Genomic DNA, 24,372 nt, shown 5'->3' on the forward strand with positions numbered 1-24,372 from the left:
GACAATCACCGATAGCCGCTAAGCGGCGTACCGGTGCGCGCTGTGAAACTGTTCGCAAGGTTCTCGAGCACCTTCTTCGGCGGCACAGCCACTTCTGCCGAACACATGTAGTCGGAATACAGCGCGAACGCGTAAGAATTGAGGCGGTTGCCGCCGCCAATGGGCAGCCAACGGCTGCCCCTGACCGCAACCCATTCCTTGCGTGAATTGAGGGTCGCGTAAACCCGCCGCTCACCGGTGCTGCACCGGATGCCCTCGGCGGCGATGTTCTCGGTACCATTCGACGACACCACACGCGACACGTAGCGGATGGCGCCGTCCTGACCGATGGAAATGAAATCGCGGGCGACGAAGTACTCGTTGCGTGTCGACGCGTTGAGGTAGTACTCCTGCCACTTGACGCCCGAAGCCAGCGCTGGCGGTTCGTAATCATCCTCTTTGACCGGAATACCCGATCCCTCGGGCGCTTCATACGTGGACTTGGCACGGTCCCAGTCGGTGATCTGCGCCTGCGCAAGGGCTGCAACACTCAAAACGAAAGCGGCGAGTGCGATCCGGGGAAAGAAATATGAAGGCATCGATCCAGTACGTACGAAGGGAGCGTTACTGTGCCGCAGCGAAATTCAGCCGGCGGAGCGTACGCCCTCACCCGGGCTGCCATCGGCGACCTGGGTGAGCGACGGCTGCTCCATCACCGGCCAGGGGCGGCTCTGGCGCGCTCGCGCGCCGCGGAAAGCAAGCCGGGCGAGTTCGGTCAGCGCCTGCTGATAGACCTGCCTCTTGAACTCGATCACCGTCTCGAGCGGAATCCAGTAATCGTTCCAGCGCCAGGCGTCGAACTCCGGATGATCGGTCGCGCGCAGACAGACATCGCAATCCCGGCCGACCATGCGCAGCAGATACCAGATCTGCTTCTGACCGCGATAGGCGCTGCGCCATTCGCGTCGCACCCAGTTGCGCGGCACGTCATAGCGCAACCAGTCACGCGTACGACCGATGATGCGAACATGTTCGGGCCGCAAGCCGAGTTCTTCCCATAGCTCGCGATACATGGCCTGCTCGGGCGATTCGCCGTGATTGATGCCGCCCTGGGGAAACTGCCACGCATGCTCTCCGATGCGCTTGCCCCAGAAGACCTCATTGCGCCCGTTGATCAGAATGATGCCGACATTCGGGCGGTACCCTTCCCGGTCGAGCATGGTTGGTCCTGCCAAGTGAAAATTTCCATGGATTCTTTCACAATTCCACGCCGAATCAAAGCAGATGGGCCGCCCGGGCAATCCTGGCGTAAACGGCTAGAATTAAAGGTTTATTGCCTCTTCCGGCACAACCGTCACCATGTACGCCAGCAAATTCTTCGTATCCACGCTCAAGGAAGCCCCCTCGGACGCCGAGGTCGTATCACACAAGCTCATGACGCGCGCAGGCATGATCCGCAAGCTCGCTGGAGGCATTTACAACTACATGCCCATGGGCCTGCGGGTGATCCGCAAGATCGAACGCATCATCCGCGACGAAATGGACCACGCGGGCGCAATCGAATTGCTCATGCCGCTGATCCAGCCGGCCGAGCTGTGGCAGGAAACCGGCCGTTGGGACAAGATGGGCCCGGAACTTCTGCGAGTGAAGGACAGGCACGACCGCGACTTCATCATCCAGCCCACTTCGGAGGAAGTGGTGACCGATATCGCTCGCGCGGAGATACACAGCTGGCGCCAGCTTCCGAAGAACTTCTATCACATCCAGACCAAGTTTCGCGACGAACGCCGCCCCCGCTTCGGCGTCATGCGCGGGCGCGAGTTCACGATGAAGGACGCTTACTCCTTCGACCGCGACGAGGAAGGGGCTGCCCGCAGCTACGACCGGATGTTCGACGCCTACATGCGCATCTTCCGCCGCCTGGGCCTCGAGTTCCGCGCGGTGGCCGCCGACACCGGCGCCATCGGTGGTTCGCGCAGTCACGAGTTCCAGGTCATCGCGGACACCGGGGAGGATCTGATCGCCTGGTGTCCGGATTCCGATTACGCCGCGAACATCGAACTTGCACAGGCCATGCCGCTGGTCGCGCAACGACAGGCGCCTGGCGAAACCATGGCCCGGGCCGCCACACCGGACACCATGAAATGCGAGGACGTCGCCAAGCTGCTCGGCCTGCCGATCGAACGCACGGTCAAGTCCGTCGTTCTTGCAACCGATAAGGAAGGCAGGACCGATCTGTGGCTGCTCATGCTGCGCGGCGATCACGAGCTGAACGAGGTGAAGGCATCCAAGCTGGCCGGACTGAAGGACGGCTTCCGTTTCGCGAGCGAGGCGGAAATCGTCGAACACTTCGGCTGCCGGCCGGGCTATCTCGGGCCGGTAGGGCTGCGCAAGCCGGTGCATGTGATTGCCGATCTGACGGTGGCCAATATGAGCGACTTCGTCACCGGTGCAAACGAAATCGATGCGCACCTGACCGGCGTGAACTGGGGGCGCGATCTGCCCGAGCCGGAGACGGTGGCCGATCTGCGCAACGTGGTCGAAGGCGACCCGTCGCCGGACGGCAAGGGACGGCTCAGCATCCAGCGCGGCATCGAGGTCGGCCACGTTTTCTTCCTGGGCACCAAGTATTCAGAAGCGATGAACTGCACCTATCTCGACGAAACCGGCAAACCGCGCGCAATGGTGATGGGCTGCTATGGCATAGGCGTCACCCGGCTGGTCGGCGCGGCGATCGAACAGAACCATGACGAGCGCGGCATCATCTGGCCGCAGGCCATCGCACCTTTCGAGGTCGTCATCTGCCCGGTGGGCTGGAGCAAGTCGGAGGCGGTGCGCGACGCGGCCACGCGGCTCTATGACGAACTGGCCGAAGCGGGTTTCGATGTCATCCTTGACGACCGCGACGAGCGGCCCGGTGTCATGTTTGCCGACTGGGAGCTGATAGGCGTTCCGCATCGTGTCACGGTGGGTGAGCGCGGACTGAAGGACGGCATTGTCGAATACCAGCATCGCCGCGATGCCGCAGCCACCCGCCTCACACCCGATGCGGTACGCACCGCCCTGGGCAAACCCGCCGGACGATGAAGACTGCGCTGTCCGTCGCCCTGACCATCATCGCCCTGCGGGGCGGTGATGGTCATGCGTCGCAACAGTACGAACCCCTGGCCGACAGCGTGCGCGCGGCGCTTCATCTTGCGATCAGCGACCGCGCGGCACCGGATCTGCCGGAGCTGTCTTCTCCGCAGCAGAAGATGTGGCTCGATGCAATGTCCGAGCGGCTCGCGAAAAAGATGCCGGACGAAGCCGGTCGCCAGGAATTCCTGAAGACGGTCCACTACGAGGCCACACGTGCGGGTCTGGACCCACAGCTGGTGCTCGGCCTGATCCAGGTGGAAAGCGGATTCCGCAAATACGCCATCTCGGGAGCCGGCGCACGTGGCTACATGCAGGTGATGCCGTTCTGGATCAAGCTCATCGGCAGCGAGGACAGCAACCTTTTCCACCTGCGCACGAATCTGCGCTTCGGCTGCACCATCCTGCGCCACTACCTCGACATAGAAAGAGGCAATCTGTTCAGGGCGCTCGGCCGCTACAACGGCAGCCTCGGTCGTGCGGAGTATCCGAACATGGTGCGCGCTGCGTGGGAACGCCACTGGTCGTGGCCCGCGCTCACGTCAGCCAGCAATCCTTGACGACGTGCCCGGGGCGCCCGCTTTCATCAGTCGCCACTCGGTCACCATCGCCACGAGCTCGGCAAGCGAAGCGGCACGCATTTTCTGCATGACGCGCGCGCGATGCTGCTCCACGGTCTTCACGCTGATGCAGAGCGAGTCGGCGACACCCTGATTGGACAATCCGGTCACCACGCGGTCGAGCACCTCCTTCTCGCGCGGGGTCAATCCATCGACTGCCTGGGTCGTCCACTGCAAGCGCGTCTCCCGCGCCGCGCGGGCCGCAGCGAAATCCATCGCCTCCGACACTGACAATCTCAGTGCCGATGGCTGTACCGGCGTCAGCAGGAAGTCGAACGCACCGGCCCTCATCTGACGAACCGCAAATGCCACGTCGCAGGGGCCGGACAGCAGCACGACCGGCGCGCGCAAGCCCATGCGTCGCGTACACTCCACCGGCTCCTGCCCGTCCAGACTGCGCTGACTGGCGCCGATGACGAAACATCGCGCCGACTGCGCGACATCGCGCTCATGCAGCAGGTCGGTAAGCCCCTGCATGAGAACCTGCTCGGCGTCCAGGGGCATGAGCGCCTGGGCCACAGCCCGACGCAGGGTCGTGTCCCCCTCTATGATGCACAGTCGCGGTCGTGGTGACGGTTCGCACACAATCGAGTCATCGCATTCCCGGCAGCATGCCCTTCATGCCGCGCATGAGCTTCTGCATTCCGCCTTTGGAAAACTGCTTCATCATTTTCTGCGTCTGTTCGAACTGGTTCAAAAGACGGTTCACCTCCTGCACGGACGTGCCGGATCCAGCCGCGATCCGCCGCTTGCGGCTTGCCTTGATCAGTTCGGGCTTGCCGCGCTCCGCTGGCGTCATCGAATTGATGATGCCCTCGATGCGCCGGATCGCCTTGTCGTCGGCGCCACCCTGCAACTGTTGCGCGGCACCGGCAAACTGCGCCGGCAGCTTGTCCATCAGCGCCGACAGCCCGCCCATCTTGCGCATCTGCGCGATCTGCGTCTTGAAGTCGTTCAGGTCGAAGCCCTTGCCGCTCTTGAGCTTCTGCGCGAACTCCCGGGCCTGATCCTCGTCGACCTGACGCCTCGCCTCCTCGACCAGGCCCATGATGTCGCCCATGCCGAGGATGCGCGAGGCCATGCGCTGCGGATGGAATTCCTCCAGCCCGGTCAGCTTTTCGCCGACGCCCGCGAACTTGAGCGGCGCACCGGTGACGTGGCGCACCGACAGCGCGGCACCGCCGCGCGCATCGCCATCGAGCTTGGTCAGCACGACGCCGGTCAGCGGCAGCGCATCCTTGAACGCCTTGGCGGTATTGACCGCGTCCTGCCCGAGCATCGCATCGACGACGAACAGCGTTTCAATCGGATCCAGCGCGTGATGCAGCGCGCGGATCTCGTCCATCATCGCCTGATCGATTGCCAGCCGGCCGGCGGTATCGACCAGCAGCACGTCGAAGTAGCGGGTTCGGGCAAATTCGACTGCGGCGCGCGCGATATCGACCGGCTTCTGGTCCGGCGTCGACGGGAAGAACTCGGCGCCGGCCTGGCCGGTGACAGTCCGCAGTTGTTCGATGGCGGCTGGACGATAGACGTCGCAGGACACCGTCAGCACCTTCTTCTTCTGCGTTTCCTTCAGCCATTTGGCCAGCTTGCCCACCGTGGTGGTCTTGCCGGCCCCCTGAAGACCGGCCATCAGTACGATGGCCGGCGGCTGGGTCGCGAAATTCAGGCCGGCGGTGGCGCCACCCATCAGCGCCGCCAGTTCGTCGTGTACCACACCGACCAGCGCCTGGCCCGGCGTCAGCGAACCAAGGACCTCCTGCCCGACCGCCTTTTCCCTTATCCGGCCGATCAGGTCCTTCACCACCGGCAATGCCACATCCGCTTCCAGCAATGCCATGCGCACTTCGCGCAGCATGTCGGAAATGTTCTCGTCGGTCAGGCGGGCCTGTCCACGCAAGGTCTTGACGACCTTGGCCAAGCGTTGAGTAAGGTTATCCAGCATCGGAGAGCAGCGGGCGCCATGGGTTAAACTGAAGCAGATGATTCTAATCGAACTGCTTCCGACCGCCCTTTACGCCGCGCTGGCCATCTGGTTCATGCGGCCGGCTGGCAATGGAAGGCCGACCGGCGGCGGGGGCGTGCGTTCGGCCGGCCTTGCTGCCGCCCTGGTGATCCACGCCTTCGTGCTGTCACACCAGATATTCCCGGATGGCCACATGCGTTTCGGGGCCGGTGATGCGCTGGCCGTCATGACCTGGCTCGCTCTGGTGTTCTACTGGGTGGAAAGCCTGTCCTCACGGCTGGACGGCCTGCACATGCTGGCCTTGCCTGCTGCCGCGCTGTGCGCGGCAGCGCCACTGCTGCTGCCCGCCAGGCACGAAATCGGAAATGCCGCGAGCCCGCTGTTCCGCGCACATTTTGTGATGGCGATGACCGCCTACAGCCTGTTCACGCTGGCGGCCCTGCACGCCATGCTGATGTCGGCGGTGGAACGCAACCTGCACCGTGGCCGGCTCAGTCGCGTACTTGAAAATCTGCCTCCCCTGCTGGTGATGGAGGGCCTGCTGTTCCGCCTCATCACCATCGCCTTCGTGCTGCTGAGCGCCACACTGGTTACCGGTATCGCCTTTTCCGAGCAGGTATTCGGAAAGCCGCTGGCCTTCAGTCACAAGACGGTATTCGCCATCGCCGCGTGGGTGGTGTTCGGCACATTGCTGGCCGGTCGCCACTTCCGCGGCTGGCGAGGCAGGATGGCGTTGCGCTGGACTCTGGGCGGATTCTTCGTACTGCTGCTGGCCTACATCGGCACGCAGTTCGTCCTTGAAGTCGTGCTGGGCCGAAGCTGATACATGGATTCTGTGCCGCAATCGACCCAGATGATGGCGCTCGGCGTGCTTCTGGTGCTGTCCGGCCTGTTCTCGATGGCCGAAACGGCCATGATGGCCTGCAACCGCTTCCGGCTGAAGGCGGCCGCCCGTGCCGGGTCGCGCGGTGCGCAGCGGGCACTCGATCTGCTGGCGCAGACCGACAAGCTGCTCGGGGTCATCCTGCTGTTCAACAACCTCATCAACGCCGCCGCGGCGACCCTTACCGGCGTACTCGCCATCGACCTGTTCGGCGAAGGCGAACTTGCGCTGGGCCTTGGCACCATCGTCGTTACCTTCCTCATTCTGGTGTTTTCCGAGATCACCCCGAAGGTGATCGGTGCCGGTTATGCCAATTCCCTCGCGCCGGTGGTTGCCTTTGTGCTCGCACCGCTGCTGCGCCTGTTCTATCCGGTGGTGTGGACGGTCAACCTGTTCGTGTCGGCGCTGCTCAAGATCACTCGTCTGCAGCCGACGCGCCAGGAAGAAAACCAGACCCTGTCGGCCGACGAACTGCGCGCGCTCATGACCGAATCCGGCCATTTCATTCCGGCCGCCCACCGCCGCATCCTGATCAATCTGTTCGAACTGGAGGACGTGACGGTCGAAGACGTGATGACGCCGCGCAACCAGATCGAAGCCATAGACCTGGAGCAGCCGCTGGAAGCGATACAGGAGCAGATCGCGACCGCGCACCATGGCCGGGTACCTGTTTTCGAAGGCGACCTCGACCGCGTGCTCGGCGTGCTGCCGCAGCGCCGTGTCGTCAGCGCACTGTCGGCGGGGGAACTGGACAAGGACGAGATACGCGGATTGCTCACCCGCCCCTATTTCGTGCCTTCGGCCACCCCGCTTTACAGCCAGTTGCAATTTTTCCAGGAGAACCGCCAACGCATGGCGCTGGTGGTGAACGAGTACGGCGAGGTCGAAGGCCTGCTCACGCTCGAGGACATCATCGAGGAAATCGTCGGCAAGTTCACCACCGGCCAACCCGGGCAGGTGGATGCGCTGAACTGGACCGACGGCAGCGTCATCGTCGATGGCGGCCGCAGCCTGCGCGAACTGAACGCCAAGCTGGGACTCAGTCTGCCGCTCGAAGGACCGAAAACGCTCAATGGCCTGCTGCTGGAACACCTGCAGGACATTCCTGAATCGGGCCTGTCGGTGCGTATCGGTCAGGTGGCGATGGAAATCCTGCACACCGAGGATCGCATGGTGCGCAGCGTACGCATCTTCCAGCCGCAGGCGCAACCCGAATAGGCCCGCGAAGCCCCGTCCCGCCTCAAGAATGGCCGGTGCAATCCGTTTACAGATCAAGCCCGAATCGTCATCATCGAAGGCGATACTTCAAATAACCGGATCCCTTCACTGACCGCGCCATGGCTGCCACTGCCAAGAATGCACTGTCCGGTCTGGCCCGGGCCCTCGCGCAGAACGGACGACTGACCGAGAACGAAGCGGAATCGCTGATGCGCGAAGGCAGTCAGTCCGGCAACGGCTTTGTCGCCCAACTGGTGGCAAGCGGTCGCATGAACGCGCGCGACGTGGCCACCTTCGCGTCGGAAACCTTCGGCTATCCGCTGCTCGACCTCACGCAGTTCGACCCCGACCAGTTCGCTGCCGACGCCATCGACAAGAAGTTGATGCGCACGCACCGCGTGCTCGCGCTGAAGAAGCGCGGCAACCGGCTTGCCGTCGCGATCGCCGACCCTTCGAACCTGCGCGCGATCGACGAAGTGCGCTTCCAGACCGGGCTGGCGGTCGACCCGGTGGTCGTCGAATCCGACAAGTTGGGAACCCTGGTCGACAAGCTCTCCGAAACCGTCGAAAAGACCCTCGAATCGATCTCGTCGGTGGATTTCGACTTCGAGGGCGAACTGGCGCCGGAAGAAGAGGGCGGCGCGGGCGAACCGCAGGTCGATATCGACGACGCGCCGGTCGTGCGTTTCATCCAGAAGATCCTGCTCGACGCCATCAACGAGGGGGCGTCCGACGTCCACTTCGAGCCGTACGAGAAGTACTACCGCATCCGCTACCGCACCGATGGCGTGCTGCGCGAGATTACCCAGCCACCACTGGTGCTGCGCGAGAAGATTGCGTCGCGCATCAAGGTCATTTCACGGCTGGACATATCGGAAAAGCGTGTGCCGCAGGATGGCCGCATGAAATTCGTGCTGTCCAAGAACAAGGCCATCGACTTCCGGGTGAGCACGCTGCCGACCTTGCACGGCGAGAAGATCGTGATGCGTATCCTCGACCCGAGTTCGGCCATGCTGGGCATCGATGCGCTGGGTTACGAGCCGGAACAGCGAGCCGCGATGATGCACGCGATAGAACGGCCCTACGGCATGATCCTGGTGACCGGTCCGACCGGTTCCGGCAAGACGGTGTCGCTCTACACCTGCCTGAACCTGCTGAACAAGCCGGGAGTGAACATTTCGACCGCGGAAGATCCGGCTGAAATCAACCTGCCCGGCATCAACCAGGTCAATGTGAACGACAAGGCCGGCCTCACCTTTGCCGCAGCGCTGAAGTCCTTCCTGCGGCAGGATCCGGACGTGATCATGGTGGGCGAAATCCGCGACCTGGAAACTGCAGAGATTTCGATCAAGGCCGCCCAGACCGGTCACCTTGTGCTGTCCACACTGCACACCAATGATGCGCCGACCACGCTGGACCGCATGCGCAACATGGGCATCGCGGCCTTCAATATTGCATCGAGTGTCATATTGATCACCGCGCAGCGTCTGGCCCGCCGTCTATGCTCCTGCAAGCAGCCGGTGAACATTCCGGTCGAAGCGCTGCTCGAAGCCGGTTTCACCGAAGCCGACCTGGACGGGAGCTGGCAGCCGTACGGGCCGGTCGGCTGCGAACGCTGCAAGGGCAGCGGCTACAAGGGCCGGGTCGGCATCTACCAGGTGATGCCGATATCGGACGAGATTGCGCATATCATCATGACCAACGGCAATTCGATCGACATCGCCAACCAGGCGAGACGTGAGGGCGTGAAGGATCTGCGCCAGTCGGGGCTGCTGAAGGTCAAGCAGGGCGTGACATCGCTGGCCGAGGTTCTGGCCTGCACCAATGAATAGGGTGATCCGGACGCCGCGACGCCCGGATGCACAACCGCTGCAAGGAGCTTGATTTGGCCACCGCAACCCGCACCGTACGCAAGGACAGCGGTTCCAAGGAACACGTCTTCAACTGGGAAGGCAAGGACAAGACCGGCAAGCAGGTGCGTGGCGAAATGCGCGCCGGCGGTGAAGCCATGGTGCAGGCGACACTGCGCCGGCAGGGCATCCTTGTCACCAAGATCAAGAAGCGCAGTTTCGGGCGTGGCGGCAAGGTCACGGAAAAGGACATCACGCTGTTCACGCGGCAACTGGCCACCATGATGAAGGCCGGCGTACCGCTGCTGCAGGCGTTCGACATCGTCGGCAAGGGTGCCGGCAACCGCGCGGTATCCAAGCTGCTGGGCGACATCCGGCTGGAGGTCGAATCCGGTTCCAGCCTCAACCAGGCCTTCCGCAAGTATCCGCAGCACTTCGACCAGTTGTTCTGCAACCTCGTCGCGGCGGGCGAACAGGCCGGTATCCTGGACGGCCTGCTCGACCGCCTCGCGACCTATCGCGAGAAGATCCTGGCGATCAAGGGCAAGATCAAGTCGGCCATGTTCTATCCGATCGCGGTCATCGTGGTGGCCATCGTCATCACCGCGGTCATCATGATTTTCGTCATTCCCGAGTTCAAGAAGGTATTCGAGAGTTTCGGCGCCGACCTGCCCGCGCCGACGCTGTTCGTGATCGCGATATCGGATGCCTTCATCGAATACTCGTGGCTCATCTTCGGTGGCGCCTTTGCCGCGTTCTCCGGTTTCGTCTATGCCTTGAAGCGCTCGGAAGCGCTGCAGATCGCGGTCGACCGCTTCGTGCTCAAGCTGCCGGTACTCGGGGAAATCCTGCGCAAGGCGACAGTCGCGCGCTGGGCGCGCACCTTGTCGACCATGTTCGCCGCAGGCGTCCCGCTGGTCGAGGCACTGGATTCGGTCGGCGGAGCCGCCGGCAACCACGTATACAAGACCGCCACCCGGCAGATCCAGTCCGAGGTGAGCACCGGTACCAGCCTCACGGTGGCGATGCAGAACACCGGCGTGTTCCCGGTCATGGTGGTGCAGATGGCGTCCATCGGCGAGGAATCCGGGCAGCTTGATTCCATGCTGTCCAAGGTCGCCGACTTCTTCGAGCAGGAGGTCGATGACGCGGTGGAAGCCATGTCCAGCCTGCTCGAGCCCATCATCATGGTGGTGCTCGGCACACTGATAGGCGGGCTCGTGGTGGCGATGTACCTGCCCATCTTCAAGGTCGCTCAGACCGTCTGACCGCGCAGTGGATACGCTCGAAGCGCTGGCCGCCAGCGGATCACTGCTGCCGCTGACCGGCCTGCTCGGTCTGGCCGTGGGCAGTTTCCTGAACGTGGTCATCCATCGTCTGCCTCTGATGATGGAACGGGAATGGGCCATGCAGTGCGCCGAACTCCGTGGTGAAGATCCACCCGCCGCCGCCCCGCTGTCGCTGCTCCGGCCGCGTTCGCGCTGCCCGCACTGCGGCCACGGCATCGGCGCGCTCGAGAACATTCCGGTGCTGTCCTGGCTATGGCTGCGCGGTCGCTGCCGCGCCTGCGGCACCGGCATCGGCATGCGCTATCCGCTGGTCGAACTGCTCACTGCGGCGCTCAGTGTCGCCTGTGCCCAGGTGTTCGGCCCGGGCATGCTCCTGATCGGTGCGCTGCTGTTCTGCTGGGCACTGGTTGCGCTCACCTTCATCGATCTGGACACGCAGTTGCTGCCGGACAGCATCACGCTGCCGCTGCTGTGGGCCGGGCTGGCCATCAATCTCCACGGCGGTTTCACCGACCTGGAGTCGGCCGTGCTCGGGGCGATGTGCGGCTACCTGGTGCTGTGGAGCATCTACTGGCTGTTCAAGCTGGTGACCGGCAAGGAGGGCATGGGCTATGGAGATTTCAAGCTGCTCGCGGCCATCGGCGCCTTTCTCGGCTGGCAGATGCTGCCCGCGGTCGTCCTGCTGTCATCGGTGGTCGGCGCACTGGTCGGCATCCTGCTGATCGTCGCCCGCGCACACCGCCGCGAAACACCGATTCCATTCGGTCCCTACCTGGCCGCCGCCGGACTGATCGCCCTGTTCTTCGGCAAGGACCTGGTCAGCCGTTACCTCGGCCTGTTCCCGACCTGACCCGCACCGGATCGCCCCCGACTCTTGAATCAGCCGGCGATCGCCTCCATCTGCAATGCGCTCTGCGCATGTCGGGCAACGGGTATGAAACATGCCTGTATTGCCCCGGAGGTGCTGCCTCGCCAAGGGTGCCGATGCCGGATCGGCGGGAAAGGCAACGCCGGTCGTCTATAATTGCGTGTTTTCTGGAGTCCGAAATGCCGATCTACGGTTACCGCTGCACGTCCTGCGGTTTCGAAAAGGACGTGATGCAAAAAATCAGTGCTGCGCCGCTGACCGACTGTCCGTCCTGCGGCGCGTCAACCTTCACCAAACAACTGTCCGCGGCCGGATTCCAGCTCAAGGGCAGCGGCTGGTACGTGACCGACTTCCGCGGCAACGGCTCCGGCAGCAGCGGAAGCTCGAGCGGCGGCACCGCTGGCGAAGGGGGCGGCGCACCCGCCGGCAAGAGTGAAGCTGCCGCGCCAAGCGCGGAAAGCAGCAGCTCCGCCCCGGCGACGCCGTGCGGCGGATCCTGCGCCTGCCACTGATTGATGAAACGTTACTTCATCACCGGACTGCTGATCTGGATTCCGCTGGCCATCACGCTGTGGGTGCTGGCATGGATACTCGGTACGCTGGACCAGACCATGCTGCTGGTGCCCTGGCAGTGGCGTCCGGCCCAGCTGTTCGGATTCGACGTCCCGGGTCTGGGCGTCATCCTGACGCTGCTGGTCATCCTGGTCAGCGGCGTCATCGGTCACAACATCATCGGCCAGCGCCTGTTGCGCTACTGGGAGGGCCTGCTGTCCCGCATCCCTGTCGTGAAGTCGATCTACAACGGCGTGAAACAGGTTTCGGATACCCTGTTCTCGAGTTCGGGAGAGGCGTTCCGCAAGGCCCTGCTGATCCAGTACCCACGCACCGGCAGTTGGACCATCGCCTTCATGACCGGCCAGCCGGGCGGTGACGTCGCCAATCACCTGCAGGATCACATCAGCGTCTATGTACCGACGACGCCGAATCCGACGTCGGGTTTCTTCCTTATGGTGCCGCGCAAGGACACCATAGAGCTGGACATGACGGTGGACGAAGCACTCAAGTACATCGTGTCGATGGGCGTGGTCCCGCCGGCACGCAAACCCAAGCCACATCCCGCGGCCGCACCCGCACTCGACAACTGAACCGGGCCGGAACCCCGCGCCCACCCTGCCAATTCCGGAATCACACCATGCGCACGCAATACTGCGGCCTGCTCGATGCAGGCTATCTCGACCAGACCGTCACGCTGTTCGGCTGGGCGCACCGCCGCCGCGACCACGGCGGCGTCATCTTCATCGACCTGCGCGACCGCGAGGGCCTGGTGCAGGTGGTGTGCGACCCGGATCGGGCGGACACCTTCGCCGTCGCCGAATCGGTGCGCAACGAGTTCTGCCTGAAGGTGGTCGGCCGCGTGCGTCGCCGCCCTGAGGGCACGACCAACGCGAATCTGGTGTCGGGCGAGATCGAAGTTCTGGCGCACGAGGTCGAAGTGCTGAATCCGTCGGTCACGCCGCCTTTCCCGCTGGATGACGACAATCTGTCGGAAACCGTGCGCCTGACCCACCGCGTGATCGATCTGCGCCGCCCGGCGATGCAGAAGAACATGATGCTGCGTTACAGGACGGCGATGGCCTTCCGCCGCTTCCTCGACAGCCAGGGTTTCATCGACATCGAAACGCCGATGCTCACCAAGAGCACGCCGGAAGGCGCGCGCGACTACCTGGTGCCGAGCCGCGTGCACGACGGCCAGTTCTTCGCGCTGCCGCAGTCGCCACAACTGTTCAAGCAGCTCCTGATGGTGGCCGGCTATGACCGTTACTACCAGATCACCAAGTGCTTCCGCGACGAGGACCTGCGCGCAGACCGCCAGCCGGAATTCACCCAGGTCGATATCGAAACCAGCTTCCTGACTGAGCACGACATCACCGCGCTGATGGAAGACATGATCCGCTACGTGTTCAAGGAAGCGCTGGCGGTCGAACTGCCGGCGCCCTTCCCGCGCATGAGCTACGCCGAGGCGATGAGCCGCTTCGGCTCCGACAAGCCGGACCTGCGCGTGACGCTGGAACTGGTGGACGTGGCCGACGCGGTCAAGGACGTGGCGTTCAAGGTGTTTTCCGGTCCGGCCAATGACCCGGCCTGCCGTGTCACCGCACTGCGCGTGCCCGGCGGCGCCTCTCTGTCGCGTGGCGAGATCGATGGCTACACCGAATTCGTCAAGATCTACGGCGCCAAGGGCCTGGCCTACATCAAGGTGAACGACGTCAGCAAGCTGAACGAGGAAGGCCTGCAGTCGCCCATCGTGAAGAACCTGAGCGCGGAATCGCTGGCCGCCATCATGGCCCGTACCGGCGCGCAGAGCGGCGACCTGATCTTCTTCGGCGCCGACAAGGCCAAGGTGGTGTCCGACGCGCTCGGCGCGCTGCGCCTGAAGATCGGCCACGAGAAGGGTTATGTCACCGGCGAGGCCTGGCGTCCGCTGTGGGTGGTCGACTTCCCGATGTTCGAGTACGACGAGGACGAGAAGCGCTGGAACGCCTGCCACCACCCCTTCACCAGTCCGAAGGACGAACACATTCCGCTGCTCAAGACCGATCCGGGCAAGTGCCTGGCCAAGGCCTACGACCTGGCGCTGAACGGTTGGGAAATCGGCGGCGGCTCGGTGCGTATCCACCGCGCCGACGTGCAGGAAACCGTGTTCGACGCGCTCAATATCGGCCCGGAAGAGCAGCAGCTCAAGTTCGGCTTCCTGCTCGACGCGCTGAAGTACGGTGCGCCGCCACACGGCGGCCTGGCTTTCGGTCTGGACCGCATCGTCACCATGATGACCGGCGCCGAATCGATCCGCGACGTGATCGCCTTCCCGAAGACGCAGCGCGCGCAGTGCCTGCTCACCCAGGCGCCAAGCCCGGTGGACGAGCGCCAGTTGCGCGAGCTGCACATCAAGCTGCGCAACGCGCCGAAGGCCGACACCGGCGCGTAAGCCTCGATGGCCGGCCCGCTCAACCGGCTCCAGGTGTCGCTGCTGGCACCGGTTCTGGCGCTTTGGCTCCTGCTGACCGGCTTCGCCTTGCCCGAGGTGGAGCTGGCACAGTTGCCGCCCGAGGCAGCGCAGACGCTGGCGCTGATCAAGCAGGGCGGCCCGTTCCCGCATCGTCGCGACGGCATCGTGTTCCAGAACCGCGAACGCCTGCTGCCCGAACGCCCGCGGGGCTACTACCGCGAATACACGGTGCCCACGCCCGGCCTGAAACACCGCGGCGCACGGCGCATCGTCGCCGGTTCCGGCCGCGACAGCGATGTCCGCAGCTCGGGCGAGTACTGGTACACGGCCGACCACTACCGCAGTTTCCGCCGTATCAAGGAGTGAACATGGCATCGTCCGCGCACAGTGCTCTGCTCGCCCGTCTGCGCGACCCCGATCGCTCCGGCGTCTATCTGGCGACGCCCGCAGACCGACGGCGCGCCACCAGCGTGGCGCACGCGGGTGGCCTGCAGGTCCGCCTGCTGGATGTCGCACATGTCACCGACAAGGCAGGCCTGCTCACGGTGTTCGCCGATGCACTGTCCTTCCCCGATCATTTCGGTCACAACCTCGACGCACTGCTCGACTGCCTGACCGATCTGGACTGGCTGGCGCCGGAGTACGGCTTGCTCATCGTGATCGAAGGTTGCGCCATGCCCGCCACCACATGTACCGAAGCTTTCGACGATGTGCTGGACGTCGTACGCGACGCGGTGGACGACTGGCGCGCCCGCGGCATCGCCGCCCATGTGCTGCTGGACCTGTCGCGCCCCGGTCTGCCGCTGTTCGAGGAGGCGGAATGAAGCGCCCGCATTCGGTCCTGGTGCTGATCCACAGTCCGGAAGGCGAAGTGCTGCTGATCGAGCGGGTGAAGCATCCCGGCTACTGGCAGTCGGTGACCGGCAGCATCGAAGCAGGCGAAACGCCGGAACAGGCGGCGCAGCGCGAAGTCGAGGAAGAAACCGGCATCGTCGCGCCAGCCGAAGCTTTTGACCGCTGGCATCACAGCAGCCGCTTCGAGATCTATCCGATCTGGCGCCATCGCTATCCGCCCGGCGTCACGCACAACACCGAGCACGCGTTCAGCCTGTGCGTGCCGCGCGACACGCCGATCCGCCTGGCGCCGGACGAACATCGCGACTGGCGCTGGCTGCCCTGGCGCGAGGCGCAGGATGCCGTGTTTTCATGGACCAACCGCGATGCCATACGGATGTTGATCCAGCGCAAGCCGCTGCGCTCGCCGACGCCTTGAAATCGTCGTGACCGACCCCTAGTTTGCAGGTATGCGGACGATCCGCACCCGACGAACCGAAGGAGAGGAACGATGAGCCAAGTCACCCGCTGGGATCCGTTTGAAAACCTGTTCAAGGACTTCCGCGGCCTCGTGCTGCAGCCGGTCGATTTCGCTGGCAATCCCGATGTCCCCGCACTCAAGGTGGATGTGAAGGAGGACAAGGAGAACTACACGGTGCACGCCGACCTGCCCGGCGTCGCGAAGGATGACATCCACGTGAGCATCGAGGGCGCGGTGGTGTCCATCAGCGCAGAGAAGAAGCGCACGGTGGAGAACCGCGACGGCGAACGCGTGCTGCGTTCGGAACGGCACTTCGGCAAGGTGTCGCGCAGCTTCCAGCTTGGACAGGACATCGACGAGTCACGGGCCGAGGCGCGCTTCGCTGACGGCGTGCTGGAACTGAAGCTGCCGAAGAAGGTGAGCGCGGCATCGCGCAAGCTCACCATCCAGTGAGCCGCCCGGCAAGGGGGCATCCAAGTTGCTAGGTGAGGCAAAGCCGGGCACGGACCGTCAGGTACGTATCCGGCTTGTCGCCAACCCTACGAAAACAGGAGCCCGCCGTGCCCGCGCTTGTAGCAAACAGTACAACCATCGATCTCGCGCCCGCGAAAACCACCGGCCTCAACGAGCTGGGGGTGCCACTGGTCGAGGGCACCCTGGTCAAGAAGGGCAAGCTGGGTGAGTTCTCTCAGGCTCTGGACGACGGCCGGGTCGGCCGCATGTACCAGAATGTGCGCGCCATCGCGGTCAGGACGATCGAAGGCGGGGCTGAAAGCGCCAAGCTCTTCCTGCTGTTCGAGGTGTTCGGCGACAACAACACGCCGCTCGCGCCCAATATCGGCCTGTCGCTGCGGCTGTGGTCCGGCACGGACCTGCTGCTTGAAATGCGCCAGCCGCAGATCTTCCTGCCCTACGCCTGCGCCTGGTACGACAACCGCATCGTGTTCGACATACCGGTCTGTGCCTTCGAGCGCGCGGACAGGCTGGAGCTGCAGTTGCTCGACGAGCCGGTGCGCATGGTCTGACGCCTGCGGATGCCGGCGCAGGCCGACGGCAAGGCCGCTCATCGGCCAGGCAGCCGGAAGGCGAACAGTTCCGGCATCCGGAAGCGGTACTGCCGCATGGCCAGACCGGTCGGCGGCAACCATTCGGTGATGGCGGTCCATACCCTGTCCATCCTGGCGGCGTTGTTCGGTGGCAGGGCGGACGCCAGCGCGGCCCAGGATGCCCAGTCCACGTTCGGCATCTGCCGGCGTATCTCCTCAGGCAAGGCACCGGCCGTCTCGGCCATTGTTCTCAGATGCTTCTCGATCTGCGGTCGGGCGAGCCGGGACGACAGATACTGCGACCTGTCCATGTCGCCAAGCAGGACCTGCACCGACCACCCCGCCTCGAAGAAGTTGGCCAGCAGTGCCGCGGTGAGCATGTCGGGCACGATCAGGACGGCTCCCCGCCCGCGATTTCGGCACGTATCTCATCCATGTCGAGCTCGCGTACGAAGCGAAGCATGTCATCGAGCGTGCCGGCCGACACCGCGCCGGTTTCGCGCATCACCATGATGCCGTCGCGGATGATGACCAGCGTGGGCACCGACCTGATTTCGAACGAACGCGCCAGATCCGCTTCGGCGTCGGTATCGATCTTGCCAAACACGACATCGCCGTGTCGCGCCGCGGCGGCTTCGTAAATGGGCGCGAAGCCCCTGCACGGGCCGCACCACGCCGCCCAGAAATCCAGCACCACCACCGCGTTGTCGCGCACCACCTGCTGGAAGTCGTCCGCCGTCACCCCACGCACCGACATATCGAAAGCTCCGCCCGACGGCCATCCCCGACGGATGTCCTGTTCCCTCCGGACCAAGCAAATGATGCGCCGGGATGCGCTGCAAGCATTTGGTGCGGCAGCCGGGCAAAGCGCTAGAATTCCGCCCCATCGTCCGTTCCTCGACCGGCACCGACCGGTGCGCGCCCATGACCGACCACGCCGACCTCACTTCCGGAATCTCTCCCAACGCCAAAGCGGCCGTGCTCGCGGAAGCGCTGCCCTACATCCGCCGCTTCCAGGACAAGACCATCGTCGTCAAGTACGGCGGCAACGCGATGACCGATCCGGCGCTGAAGCTCGGCTTCGCGCGCGACGTCGTTCTGCTGAAGCTGGTGGGCATGAATCCGGTGGTGGTGCACGGCGGCGGCCCCCAGATCGACGAGGTGCTGAAGAAGATCGGCAAGCAGGGCACCTTCATCCAGGGCATGCGGGTGACCGACGAGGAAACCATGGACATCGTCGAAATGGTGCTCGGCGGCCATGTGAACAAGGACATCGTGAACCTGATCAACCAGGCCGGCGGCAAGGCGGTGGGCCTGACAGGGCAGGACGGATCCTTCATCCGCGCCACCAAACTCATGATGCCGAACAAGGAAAAGCCGGACGAAATGCTGGATATCGGCCTGGTCGGCGACATCGTGTCCATCGACCCGACCATCATCAACTTCCTGGACAGTGGCGACTTCATTCCGGTCATCGCGCCTATCGGGGTCGGCCCGGAAGGCGAGAGCTACAACATCAACGCCGACGTGGTGGCCGGCAAGCTGGCGGAGATACTGAAGGCGGAGAAGCTGGTGCTGCTGACCAACACGCCGGGCGTGCTGGACAAGGCCGGCAATCTGCTGACCGGCATCACGCCGCGCGACGTCGACGCGATGATCGCCGACGGCACGCTGTCCGGCGGCATGCTGCCCAAGATCGGTTCGGCGCTGGATGCCGCGCGCAGCGGCGTCAAGAGCGTGCACATCATCGATGGCCGCGTGCCGAATGCGCTGCTGCTCGAAGTGCTGACCGACGACGGTGTCGGCACGCTGATCAAGAGCAAGTAGCCTGTCCCCAGGACCGGGCGCCACGGTCCGTTCGCCCGAGGGGTGAAATATCAGCACCGACCGCAGTCACGTCCTGCGCACCGACAGCACGCCGGTCTGGATATTCGATCTGGACAACACGCTGCACGACGCCAACCCGCACATCTTTCCGCATCTGAACCGGGCGATGACGAACTGGCTGATGCGGGAACTGGACCTGCCGCACGACGAGGCTGACCGGCTGCGGATGCATTACTGGCATCGCTACGGCGCCACGCTGCTGGGACTGATGCGGCACCATGGCACGCAGCCCCGCCACTTCCTGCATGGCACGCACGACGTCGAGGCACTGCGCCCGGGCATCGTATTCGACCGCGCCATCCGCCACATGCTCAGGCGCCTGCCCGGCCGCAAGATCGTATTCACGAACGGGCCGGAGCACTATGCGCGTGCCGTGCTGCGGGCGACCGGACTGGAATCGCTGGTCGACGGCGTACACGCGATCGAGCACTCACGCTACGCCCCGAAACCGCGCGTGGGCGGATTCCTGCGGCTGCTGCGCGACCACCGGCTGACGGCGTCGCGCTGCATCATGGTCGAGGATACGGCGGAAAACCTGCGCACCGCCAAGCAACTGGGCATGCGCACGGTGTGGGTGAGTCGCAGCGCAGCCCACCACCCTTACGTGGATCTGAGAGTGGGATCGGCGCTGGATCTGCGCCGCGCGCTCAGACTTTTCTGAAGTGCGCCGGCTGGCGGCGACGCCGGGCCGACATCATGACGATGATCGCAAAACCGGCCAGCAGCATCATGTACTGCCGGGGCTCGGGCACCGCCAGCGTGAAGCCGGGGATGTCGGTCGCCACGAAGTAGCGGTTGGCATTGACCTGGATGCCGGAATTCCAGTCCGCGACGATCACATTGCCGTTGATCTGGCCACCACCGCCGGTCACGCTGGCCAGTGGCGCAAGGATGGACCCATAGACGCCGACATTGTTGAACGACAGCGAAGTCGCTTCGTAGAAGTTGTACAGCACGTTGTAGTTGGCGAACACATTGGGCGTGCCGCCCGACAGACCTGCACTGCTGCCGCTCACGTTCAGGATGATGGTGCTGCCAGCGGCGATATTGGACAGCGAGGCCCAGTTCACCGACGCCAGATCGGAACCGCTCACATTGAACACCTCGACGCCGCTGCCGCCTCCGGTGAAATACAGCCCACCCCACTGCGCCGCCGTGGTGCCGGTCGAAGCCAGACCCGACAGCGACAGCGACACATTGCTCAGGTAGTTCAGTTGGTCGCTGAAGGACAGCGGCGACACGCCGGATTGCCAGGCACCGGAAAAACCGAGGCTGTAGGTCGAACGACTGCCGCCGACATAGGCGTCGCCATGGCTGATGGACCCGTTTCCGTAGTTCAGGTTGCCGCCGACCACCAGCGCATAGCCATTGGCGGCACGGTTGTTCGCGTTAATGCTGTACGAGGATGCCTGGACATTGCCCGCCACCGCCACCGCGCCTTCCACATCGCTGCCGCTGGCGACGAAGTCGCCGAAGCTCAGCAGATTGTAGGAAGCGGCCGCACCCAGATCGAGCACACCGGCCTGGGCGGCGCCGGTGGCGGCAAGAAAGGCAACAGGCAGAAGGCGCTTGGCAAAGGACATCATGGACTCCGGTAACAGATATTCGGTGCGCTGCGGGCTGAGGCCCGCGTCGATGGAGTCCATGCTAGCGTCGGTGCGGGCCGCGCGATGCGTGCTATGACACACCGCAACAAAAGCGGCCCCTTATTGACGATTGTTTTCAGCACGAGCGTGAAACGGCTCACGGCACGCCCGGCTCGCGCCGCTGCGGGCGTGTCCTACTTGCCTGCCAGCCAGCGCGCCGCGTCGAGCGCGTAATAGGTCAGGATGCCATCGGCGCCCGCGCGCTTGAACGCGAGCAGCGACTCCAGCGCGGTTGCGCGCTCGTCCAGCCAGCCATTGGCCACCGCCGCCTTCAGCATGGCGTATTCGCCACTCACCTGGTAGGCGTAGGTCGGCACCCCCAGTTCGGTCTTGACGCGGCGCACGATGTCCAGATAGGGCAGGCCCGGCTTCACCATGAACATGTCGGCGCCTTCGGCAATGTCCAGCGCCACTTCGCGCAGCGCCTCGTCGCTGTTGGCCGGGTCCATCTGGTAGGTGTACTTGTTGCCCTTGCCCAGATTGCCCGCCGAACCCACGGCGTCGCGGAACGGGCCGTAGAAGGCCGACGCGTACTTGGCGGAATAGGCGAGGATGCGCGTGTGGATGAGCCGCTGCCCATCCAGTTCCGCGCGGATGCGCGCGACCCGACCATCCATCATGTCGGACGGGGCGACCACGTCGGCCCCCGCCTGCGCGTGACAGAGCGCCTGCCGTGCCAGCGCTTCCAGCGTTTCGTCGTTCAGCACGTAGCCGGACGCGTCGATCAGCCCGTCCTGGCCATGCGAGGTATAGGGATCGAGCGCCACATCGGTGATCACGCCCAGTTCGGGAAAGCGCTGCTTGAGCGCGCGCACGGTGCGCGGCACCAGGCCATCGGGGTTCCAGGCCTCCGCCGCGTCCTCGCTCTTGAGCGCGCCCTCTATGACCGGAAACAGCGCCAGCGCCGGCACGCCCAGCGACACCGCCTGTTCGGCGACACCCAGCAGGCGATCCACGCTCAGGCGATGCACGCCCGGCATCGACGCCACTGCTTCGCTGCGCGTCGGCCCGTCCAGCACGAACACCGGATAGATCAGGTCATCGACAGTCAAGCGGTGCTCGCGCATCAGCCGGCGCGAAAAATCGTCGCGGCGCATGCGGCGCATGCGGGTGGACGGAAAAGCGGAGGATATGAGTTTCTGCGGCATGGCGTATCCGTGGTGATCAGATCATTTCGGGGAGGACCCGATCGGCGCTGCGAATGCAGTGGGCCTGTTCCGGTCGCAAAAAACACCCCGGTTTGTCCTGGACAAACCGGGAACTCGGCACAACAGGGGCCGGTCTATGCAAGCGACGGTGCGAGCCGTTACCCGCTTCACCTCCCTGAGCGGGTGCCTTGTTCGCGAGGCGTTTCGGGCCCACGGCTTCATCCCCTTTGGCCGTGGGCTTCTTCTTTTTTGCACGACATCACGCGACACCGCCCTCCGGAAGGCCCGTCGGGTCCAGCGCAGAACGAAGCCATGGCGATACGACTTTCTCGACTTCGTCCACACCGGTCTTCTTCAGGCTGGAAAACAGTTGCACCGTCACTTCACCCGGCAGCTCGCCCAGCGCCTTGCGCACCGTCGCCAGCGTCTGCGCCTGGGCGCTGCGTGTCAGCTTGTCGGCCTTGGTGAGCAGCACATGCATCGGCTTACCGGTTCCGGAAAACCACTCGATCATGTTCCAGTCCAGCTCGGTGAGCGGGTGACGGGCATCCATGATGAGCACCAGGCCGACCAGGCTGTCCCTTTCCTTCAGGTAGCGCTCTATCAGTCCGGCCCAGGCGCGACGCACCTCGACCGGGACCTGTGCATAGCCATATCCGGGCAGATCGACCAGGAATCCGCCCTTCACCAGCCTGAAATAGTTGATGAGCTGGGTACGCCCCGGCGTCTTGCTCACGAAGGCGAGCCGGGTGTGACCGACCAGCGTGTTGATGGCACTGGATTTACCCGCATTCGACCGTCCGGCGAATGCGATTTCCGGGCCGGTGGCCGGCGGCAGGCCGGATGGCTTGGCAACGGAAATGTGGAACTCGGCGCCGCGGAACAATGAGGACAAATCGGATTCGCGCAATGCGCGCCCTGGAAAACACGGTAAAATGAGGAGTTTAGCGTATCCCTGCCATTCACGAACTTTCCGCCGGCCCCGGGCCGGGAACACACGCACAAGGATAGTCATGCGCCACCTCACCGCTCTTGGTTTCGCCCTCACCCTGACATTTGCATCGGCCAGCGTACTGGCTTCGGATGAAAAAGCCGCGCCCAAGGCGGATCCTGCGGCGGGCAAGGCGATTGCCGGCCAGGTGTGCGCGGCCTGTCACAACGCGGACGGCAACAGCATCATTCCGGCCAACCCCAAGCTCGCCGGCCAGCATCCGGAGTACATCGCCAAGCAACTGCACAACTTCCAGGCCAAGGATGGCAAACAGCCGGAGCGCGTGAACAGCATCATGAATGGCATGGCCGCCGGCCTGTCCGATCAGGACATCCGCAACCTCGCCGCCTATTACACGAGCCAGAAGCCGACCGGCGGTGAGGCCAAGGGCGCGCGCGAAAGCGTGGATCTGGGCCAGAAGATCTGGCGCGCCGGCAACCTGAGCAAGGGCCTGCCCGCCTGTGCCGGTTGCCACGGCCCGGCCGGCGCCGGCCTGCCGGCGCCGTACCCGCGCATCGCCGGTCAGCATGCCGACTACACCGAAGCACAACTGAAGGCCTTCCGCGCCGGCGAACGCGCCAACGATCCGGCCAAGATGATGCGCATGATCGCCGCCAAGATGTCGGACGCCGAAATCAAGGCCGTGGCCGACTACGCGGCCGGCCTGCACTGAAACACGAGCGCTTCGGCGCGCTCAGCGCCGCGCCGTGAGCCGTGACAGTTCATGCGACGAGAAGCCCGCCTGCTGGCGGGCTTTTTCGTTGACCGGCGGCTGCAGGCGCGGCGCATCGAAGGCATCGAACAGTTGCAGGAAGGTGGCTTCGGCATCCAGTCCGCGCTGATTGCACAGATGCCGGAACCAGCGATCGCCGGCGGCGACATGGGTGATTTCGTCGCGGAGCACGATGTCCAGGATGTCCAGCGCAGCCTGGTCGCCGATGGCGCGCAGCTTCGCCATGATGGGCGGCGTGGCATCCAGGCCGCGCGCCTCGAGCACGCGTGGCACCAGTGCCATGCGCACCAGCGCGTCGTGCGCGGTGCGACGCGCCATGTCCCACAGGCCGGCATGCGCCGGGAAATCGCCATAGTCGTAGCCGAGCCCGCGCAGATGGGCGCGCAGCAGCCCGAAGTGGCGCGCTTCGTCGGCCGCGATGCGCAGCCAGTCAGCGAGGAATTCGCGCGGCAGATCGCGGAAGCGCCAGGCGGCATCCAGCGCCAGATTGATGGCGGTGAACTCGATGTGGCAGATGGCGTGGATCATCGCACCATGGCCCTCGCGCGACCCGAGCCGGCGCGAACGCAGGGCCGACGGATCGACCAGTTCCGGCCGCGCCGGCCGTCCGGCATCCTCGATCGGCGGCGCCGGATCGGCCGCCAGCGAAAAGGCGACGCCGGCCTGCCAGTCGGCCCACAGCGCGGCGGTCCGTGCGCACTTGTCGTCGGCGTCGGCGCTCATCAGCGCCGCCTGCAATTCGCGGTAAATCTTTCGGCTCATGTGCGGTCGTAAGGTCTCGCGGTGCA

Annotated in this window: 28 protein-coding genes; 18 read left to right on the forward strand and 10 right to left on the reverse strand. The window is 64.4% G+C overall.

The window, feature by feature from the left end:
- Positions 1-5: 5 nt before the first annotated feature.
- Positions 6-578 (reverse strand): CNP1-like family protein, encoded by a 573-nt coding sequence (locus A3Q7_RS0112660; RefSeq protein WP_026224785.1) that lies wholly within the window; start codon positions 576-578, stop codon positions 6-8.
- Between the two features lie 45 nt (positions 579-623).
- Positions 624-1,199, reverse strand: coding sequence for an RNA pyrophosphohydrolase (locus tag A3Q7_RS0112665; protein ID WP_018412260.1), 576 nt, complete (start codon positions 1,197-1,199; stop codon positions 624-626).
- Between the two features lie 139 nt (positions 1,200-1,338).
- Here A3Q7_RS0112665 and A3Q7_RS0112670 point away from each other — a divergent pair, with 139 nt between their 5' ends.
- A complete protein-coding gene (locus A3Q7_RS0112670; RefSeq protein ID WP_018412261.1) occupies positions 1,339-3,066 on the forward strand; it encodes a proline--tRNA ligase in 1,728 nt (575 codons plus the stop codon).
- Positions 3,063-3,674 (forward strand): lytic transglycosylase domain-containing protein, encoded by a 612-nt coding sequence (locus A3Q7_RS0112675; protein ID WP_018412262.1) that lies wholly within the window; start codon positions 3,063-3,065, stop codon positions 3,672-3,674. The genes A3Q7_RS0112670 and A3Q7_RS0112675 overlap by 4 nt, the downstream gene beginning before the upstream one ends.
- On the opposite strand, the gene A3Q7_RS0112680 is transcribed toward A3Q7_RS0112675, so the two are convergent.
- Together A3Q7_RS0112680 and ffh are read right to left on the reverse strand one after the other, a co-directional pair.
- Positions 3,657-4,211, reverse strand: coding sequence for a response regulator transcription factor (locus tag A3Q7_RS0112680; RefSeq protein ID WP_232417973.1), 555 nt, complete (start codon positions 4,209-4,211; stop codon positions 3,657-3,659). The genes A3Q7_RS0112675 and A3Q7_RS0112680 overlap by 18 nt on opposite strands.
- Before the next feature lie 115 nt (positions 4,212-4,326).
- Positions 4,327-5,682: a signal recognition particle protein gene (gene ffh / locus A3Q7_RS0112685; protein ID WP_026224787.1), complete on the reverse strand. Its 1,356-nt coding sequence runs from the start codon at positions 5,680-5,682 to the stop codon at positions 4,327-4,329.
- 37 nt (positions 5,683-5,719) lie between these two features.
- Here ffh and A3Q7_RS0112690 point away from each other — a divergent pair, with 37 nt between their 5' ends.
- The 13 genes from A3Q7_RS0112690 (at position 5,720) to A3Q7_RS0112750 (ending at position 17,158) form a co-directional block, all read left to right on the forward strand.
- Entirely contained in the window at positions 5,720-6,526 is an 807-nt protein-coding gene (locus A3Q7_RS0112690) for a cytochrome C assembly family protein (RefSeq protein WP_018412265.1), read from the forward strand.
- Between the two features lie 3 nt (positions 6,527-6,529).
- Positions 6,530-7,804, forward strand: coding sequence for an HlyC/CorC family transporter (locus tag A3Q7_RS0112695; RefSeq protein WP_026224788.1), 1,275 nt, complete (start codon positions 6,530-6,532; stop codon positions 7,802-7,804).
- A 119-nt stretch (positions 7,805-7,923) separates the two neighbouring features.
- Positions 7,924-9,636 (forward strand): type IV-A pilus assembly ATPase PilB, encoded by a 1,713-nt coding sequence (gene pilB, locus A3Q7_RS0112700; RefSeq protein ID WP_018412267.1) that lies wholly within the window; start codon positions 7,924-7,926, stop codon positions 9,634-9,636.
- 53 nt (positions 9,637-9,689) lie between these two features.
- Complete coding sequence (locus A3Q7_RS0112705; protein ID WP_026224789.1) at positions 9,690-10,922, forward strand: type II secretion system F family protein; 1,233 nt, start codon at positions 9,690-9,692, stop codon at positions 10,920-10,922.
- Positions 10,923-10,929: 7 nt separating this feature from the next.
- Positions 10,930-11,793 carry a prepilin peptidase gene (locus A3Q7_RS0112710; protein ID WP_018412269.1) on the forward strand — a complete coding sequence of 288 codons (864 nt, stop codon included), beginning with the start codon at positions 10,930-10,932 and terminating at the stop codon, positions 11,791-11,793.
- Positions 11,794-11,990: 197 nt separating this feature from the next.
- Positions 11,991-12,323: an FmdB family zinc ribbon protein gene (locus A3Q7_RS0112715; RefSeq protein ID WP_018412270.1), complete on the forward strand. Its 333-nt coding sequence runs from the start codon at positions 11,991-11,993 to the stop codon at positions 12,321-12,323.
- A 3-nt stretch (positions 12,324-12,326) separates the two neighbouring features.
- The gene (locus tag A3Q7_RS0112720; protein ID WP_018412271.1) at positions 12,327-12,956 is read left to right on the forward strand and encodes a DUF502 domain-containing protein; all 630 of its coding nucleotides are present in this window, start codon (positions 12,327-12,329) and stop codon (positions 12,954-12,956) included.
- Between the two features lie 47 nt (positions 12,957-13,003).
- A complete protein-coding gene (gene aspS, locus A3Q7_RS0112725) occupies positions 13,004-14,797 on the forward strand; it encodes an aspartate--tRNA ligase (protein WP_018412272.1) in 1,794 nt (597 codons plus the stop codon).
- 6 nt (positions 14,798-14,803) lie between these two features.
- Positions 14,804-15,184 (forward strand): ribonuclease domain-containing protein, encoded by a 381-nt coding sequence (locus A3Q7_RS0112730; protein WP_018412273.1) that lies wholly within the window; start codon positions 14,804-14,806, stop codon positions 15,182-15,184.
- Between the two features lie 2 nt (positions 15,185-15,186).
- Positions 15,187-15,642, forward strand: a complete 456-nt coding sequence (locus tag A3Q7_RS19880) for a barstar family protein (protein ID WP_051079135.1) — start codon at positions 15,187-15,189, stop codon at positions 15,640-15,642.
- Positions 15,639-16,091 carry a dihydroneopterin triphosphate diphosphatase gene (gene nudB, locus A3Q7_RS0112740; protein ID WP_018412275.1) on the forward strand — a complete coding sequence of 151 codons (453 nt, stop codon included), beginning with the start codon at positions 15,639-15,641 and terminating at the stop codon, positions 16,089-16,091. The genes A3Q7_RS19880 and nudB overlap by 4 nt, the downstream gene beginning before the upstream one ends.
- A gap of 72 nt (positions 16,092-16,163) precedes the next feature.
- The gene (locus A3Q7_RS0112745) at positions 16,164-16,586 is read left to right on the forward strand and encodes an Hsp20/alpha crystallin family protein (protein ID WP_018412276.1); all 423 of its coding nucleotides are present in this window, start codon (positions 16,164-16,166) and stop codon (positions 16,584-16,586) included.
- A gap of 107 nt (positions 16,587-16,693) precedes the next feature.
- Entirely contained in the window at positions 16,694-17,158 is a 465-nt protein-coding gene (locus A3Q7_RS0112750; RefSeq protein ID WP_018412277.1) for a hypothetical protein, read from the forward strand.
- A 38-nt stretch (positions 17,159-17,196) separates the two neighbouring features.
- Here A3Q7_RS0112750 and A3Q7_RS0112755 read toward each other — a convergent pair whose 3' ends face one another.
- The gene (locus tag A3Q7_RS0112755; RefSeq protein WP_018412278.1) at positions 17,197-17,559 is read right to left on the reverse strand and encodes a ribonuclease HepT family protein; all 363 of its coding nucleotides are present in this window, start codon (positions 17,557-17,559) and stop codon (positions 17,197-17,199) included.
- 11 nt (positions 17,560-17,570) lie between these two features.
- Positions 17,571-17,936, reverse strand: coding sequence for a thioredoxin family protein (locus A3Q7_RS0112760; protein ID WP_018412279.1), 366 nt, complete (start codon positions 17,934-17,936; stop codon positions 17,571-17,573).
- A gap of 167 nt (positions 17,937-18,103) precedes the next feature.
- Here A3Q7_RS0112760 and argB point away from each other — a divergent pair, with 167 nt between their 5' ends.
- A complete protein-coding gene (gene argB, locus A3Q7_RS0112765) occupies positions 18,104-19,006 on the forward strand; it encodes an acetylglutamate kinase (protein WP_026224790.1) in 903 nt (300 codons plus the stop codon).
- A 100-nt stretch (positions 19,007-19,106) separates the two neighbouring features.
- A complete protein-coding gene (locus A3Q7_RS0112770) occupies positions 19,107-19,727 on the forward strand; it encodes a pyrimidine 5'-nucleotidase (protein ID WP_269745097.1) in 621 nt (206 codons plus the stop codon).
- On the opposite strand, the gene A3Q7_RS0112775 is transcribed toward A3Q7_RS0112770, so the two are convergent.
- From A3Q7_RS0112775 to yihA, 3 genes are all read right to left on the reverse strand, one after another.
- Positions 19,714-20,712, reverse strand: coding sequence for a choice-of-anchor A family protein (locus tag A3Q7_RS0112775; protein WP_018412282.1), 999 nt, complete (start codon positions 20,710-20,712; stop codon positions 19,714-19,716). The two genes, A3Q7_RS0112770 and A3Q7_RS0112775, sit on opposite strands and share 14 nt — an antisense overlap.
- A gap of 134 nt (positions 20,713-20,846) precedes the next feature.
- The gene (gene hemB, locus A3Q7_RS0112780) at positions 20,847-21,860 is read right to left on the reverse strand and encodes a porphobilinogen synthase (RefSeq protein ID WP_018412283.1); all 1,014 of its coding nucleotides are present in this window, start codon (positions 21,858-21,860) and stop codon (positions 20,847-20,849) included.
- Positions 21,861-22,119: 259 nt separating this feature from the next.
- Positions 22,120-22,755 (reverse strand): ribosome biogenesis GTP-binding protein YihA/YsxC, encoded by a 636-nt coding sequence (yihA, locus tag A3Q7_RS0112785; protein WP_040570967.1) that lies wholly within the window; start codon positions 22,753-22,755, stop codon positions 22,120-22,122.
- 118 nt (positions 22,756-22,873) lie between these two features.
- On the opposite strand from yihA, the gene A3Q7_RS19885 reads away from it, so the two are divergent.
- Complete coding sequence (locus A3Q7_RS19885; protein WP_018412285.1) at positions 22,874-23,524, forward strand: c-type cytochrome; 651 nt, start codon at positions 22,874-22,876, stop codon at positions 23,522-23,524.
- 21 nt (positions 23,525-23,545) lie between these two features.
- Here the strand turns inward: A3Q7_RS19885 and A3Q7_RS0112795 are convergent, their stop codons facing one another.
- Positions 23,546-24,346 carry a ferritin-like domain-containing protein gene (locus tag A3Q7_RS0112795; RefSeq protein WP_018412286.1) on the reverse strand — a complete coding sequence of 267 codons (801 nt, stop codon included), beginning with the start codon at positions 24,344-24,346 and terminating at the stop codon, positions 23,546-23,548.
- Positions 24,347-24,372: the final 26 nt, after the last annotated feature.

It is taken from the genome of Methyloversatilis thermotolerans, from assembly GCF_000372885.1.
Taxonomy (GTDB): Bacteria; Pseudomonadota; Gammaproteobacteria; order Burkholderiales; family Rhodocyclaceae; genus Methyloversatilis; species Methyloversatilis thermotolerans.

Bases quoted from the DNA above. Each gene is read 5' to 3' on its own strand.
- A3Q7_RS0112660 (WP_026224785.1), bottom strand. From the start codon at position 578: ATGCCTTCATATTTCTTTCCCCGGATCGCACTCGCCGCTTTCGTTTTG.
- A3Q7_RS0112665 (WP_018412260.1), bottom strand. From the start codon at position 1,199: ATGCTCGACCGGGAAGGGTACCGCCCGAATGTCGGCATCATTCTGATC.
- A3Q7_RS0112670 (WP_018412261.1), top strand. From the start codon at position 1,339: ATGTACGCCAGCAAATTCTTCGTATCCACGCTCAAGGAAGCCCCCTCG.
- A3Q7_RS0112675 (WP_018412262.1), top strand. From the start codon at position 3,063: ATGAAGACTGCGCTGTCCGTCGCCCTGACCATCATCGCCCTGCGGGGC.
- A3Q7_RS0112680 (WP_232417973.1), bottom strand. From the start codon at position 4,211: ATGCAGGGGCTTACCGACCTGCTGCATGAGCGCGATGTCGCGCAGTCG.
- ffh (WP_026224787.1), bottom strand. From the start codon at position 5,682: ATGCTGGATAACCTTACTCAACGCTTGGCCAAGGTCGTCAAGACCTTG.
- A3Q7_RS0112690 (WP_018412265.1), top strand. From the start codon at position 5,720: ATGATTCTAATCGAACTGCTTCCGACCGCCCTTTACGCCGCGCTGGCC.
- A3Q7_RS0112695 (WP_026224788.1), top strand. From the start codon at position 6,530: ATGGATTCTGTGCCGCAATCGACCCAGATGATGGCGCTCGGCGTGCTT.
- pilB (WP_018412267.1), top strand. From the start codon at position 7,924: ATGGCTGCCACTGCCAAGAATGCACTGTCCGGTCTGGCCCGGGCCCTC.
- A3Q7_RS0112715 (WP_018412270.1), top strand. From the start codon at position 11,991: ATGCCGATCTACGGTTACCGCTGCACGTCCTGCGGTTTCGAAAAGGAC.
- A3Q7_RS0112720 (WP_018412271.1), top strand. From the start codon at position 12,327: ATGAAACGTTACTTCATCACCGGACTGCTGATCTGGATTCCGCTGGCC.
- aspS (WP_018412272.1), top strand. From the start codon at position 13,004: ATGCGCACGCAATACTGCGGCCTGCTCGATGCAGGCTATCTCGACCAG.
- A3Q7_RS0112730 (WP_018412273.1), top strand. From the start codon at position 14,804: ATGGCCGGCCCGCTCAACCGGCTCCAGGTGTCGCTGCTGGCACCGGTT.
- A3Q7_RS19880 (WP_051079135.1), top strand. From the start codon at position 15,187: ATGGCATCGTCCGCGCACAGTGCTCTGCTCGCCCGTCTGCGCGACCCC.
- nudB (WP_018412275.1), top strand. From the start codon at position 15,639: ATGAAGCGCCCGCATTCGGTCCTGGTGCTGATCCACAGTCCGGAAGGC.
- A3Q7_RS0112745 (WP_018412276.1), top strand. From the start codon at position 16,164: ATGAGCCAAGTCACCCGCTGGGATCCGTTTGAAAACCTGTTCAAGGAC.
- A3Q7_RS0112755 (WP_018412278.1), bottom strand. From the start codon at position 17,559: ATGCTCACCGCGGCACTGCTGGCCAACTTCTTCGAGGCGGGGTGGTCG.
- A3Q7_RS0112760 (WP_018412279.1), bottom strand. From the start codon at position 17,936: ATGTCGGTGCGTGGGGTGACGGCGGACGACTTCCAGCAGGTGGTGCGC.
- argB (WP_026224790.1), top strand. From the start codon at position 18,104: ATGACCGACCACGCCGACCTCACTTCCGGAATCTCTCCCAACGCCAAA.
- A3Q7_RS0112775 (WP_018412282.1), bottom strand. From the start codon at position 20,712: ATGGACTCCATCGACGCGGGCCTCAGCCCGCAGCGCACCGAATATCTG.
- hemB (WP_018412283.1), bottom strand. From the start codon at position 21,860: ATGCCGCAGAAACTCATATCCTCCGCTTTTCCGTCCACCCGCATGCGC.
- A3Q7_RS19885 (WP_018412285.1), top strand. From the start codon at position 22,874: ATGCGCCACCTCACCGCTCTTGGTTTCGCCCTCACCCTGACATTTGCA.
- A3Q7_RS0112795 (WP_018412286.1), bottom strand. From the start codon at position 24,346: ATGAGCCGAAAGATTTACCGCGAATTGCAGGCGGCGCTGATGAGCGCC.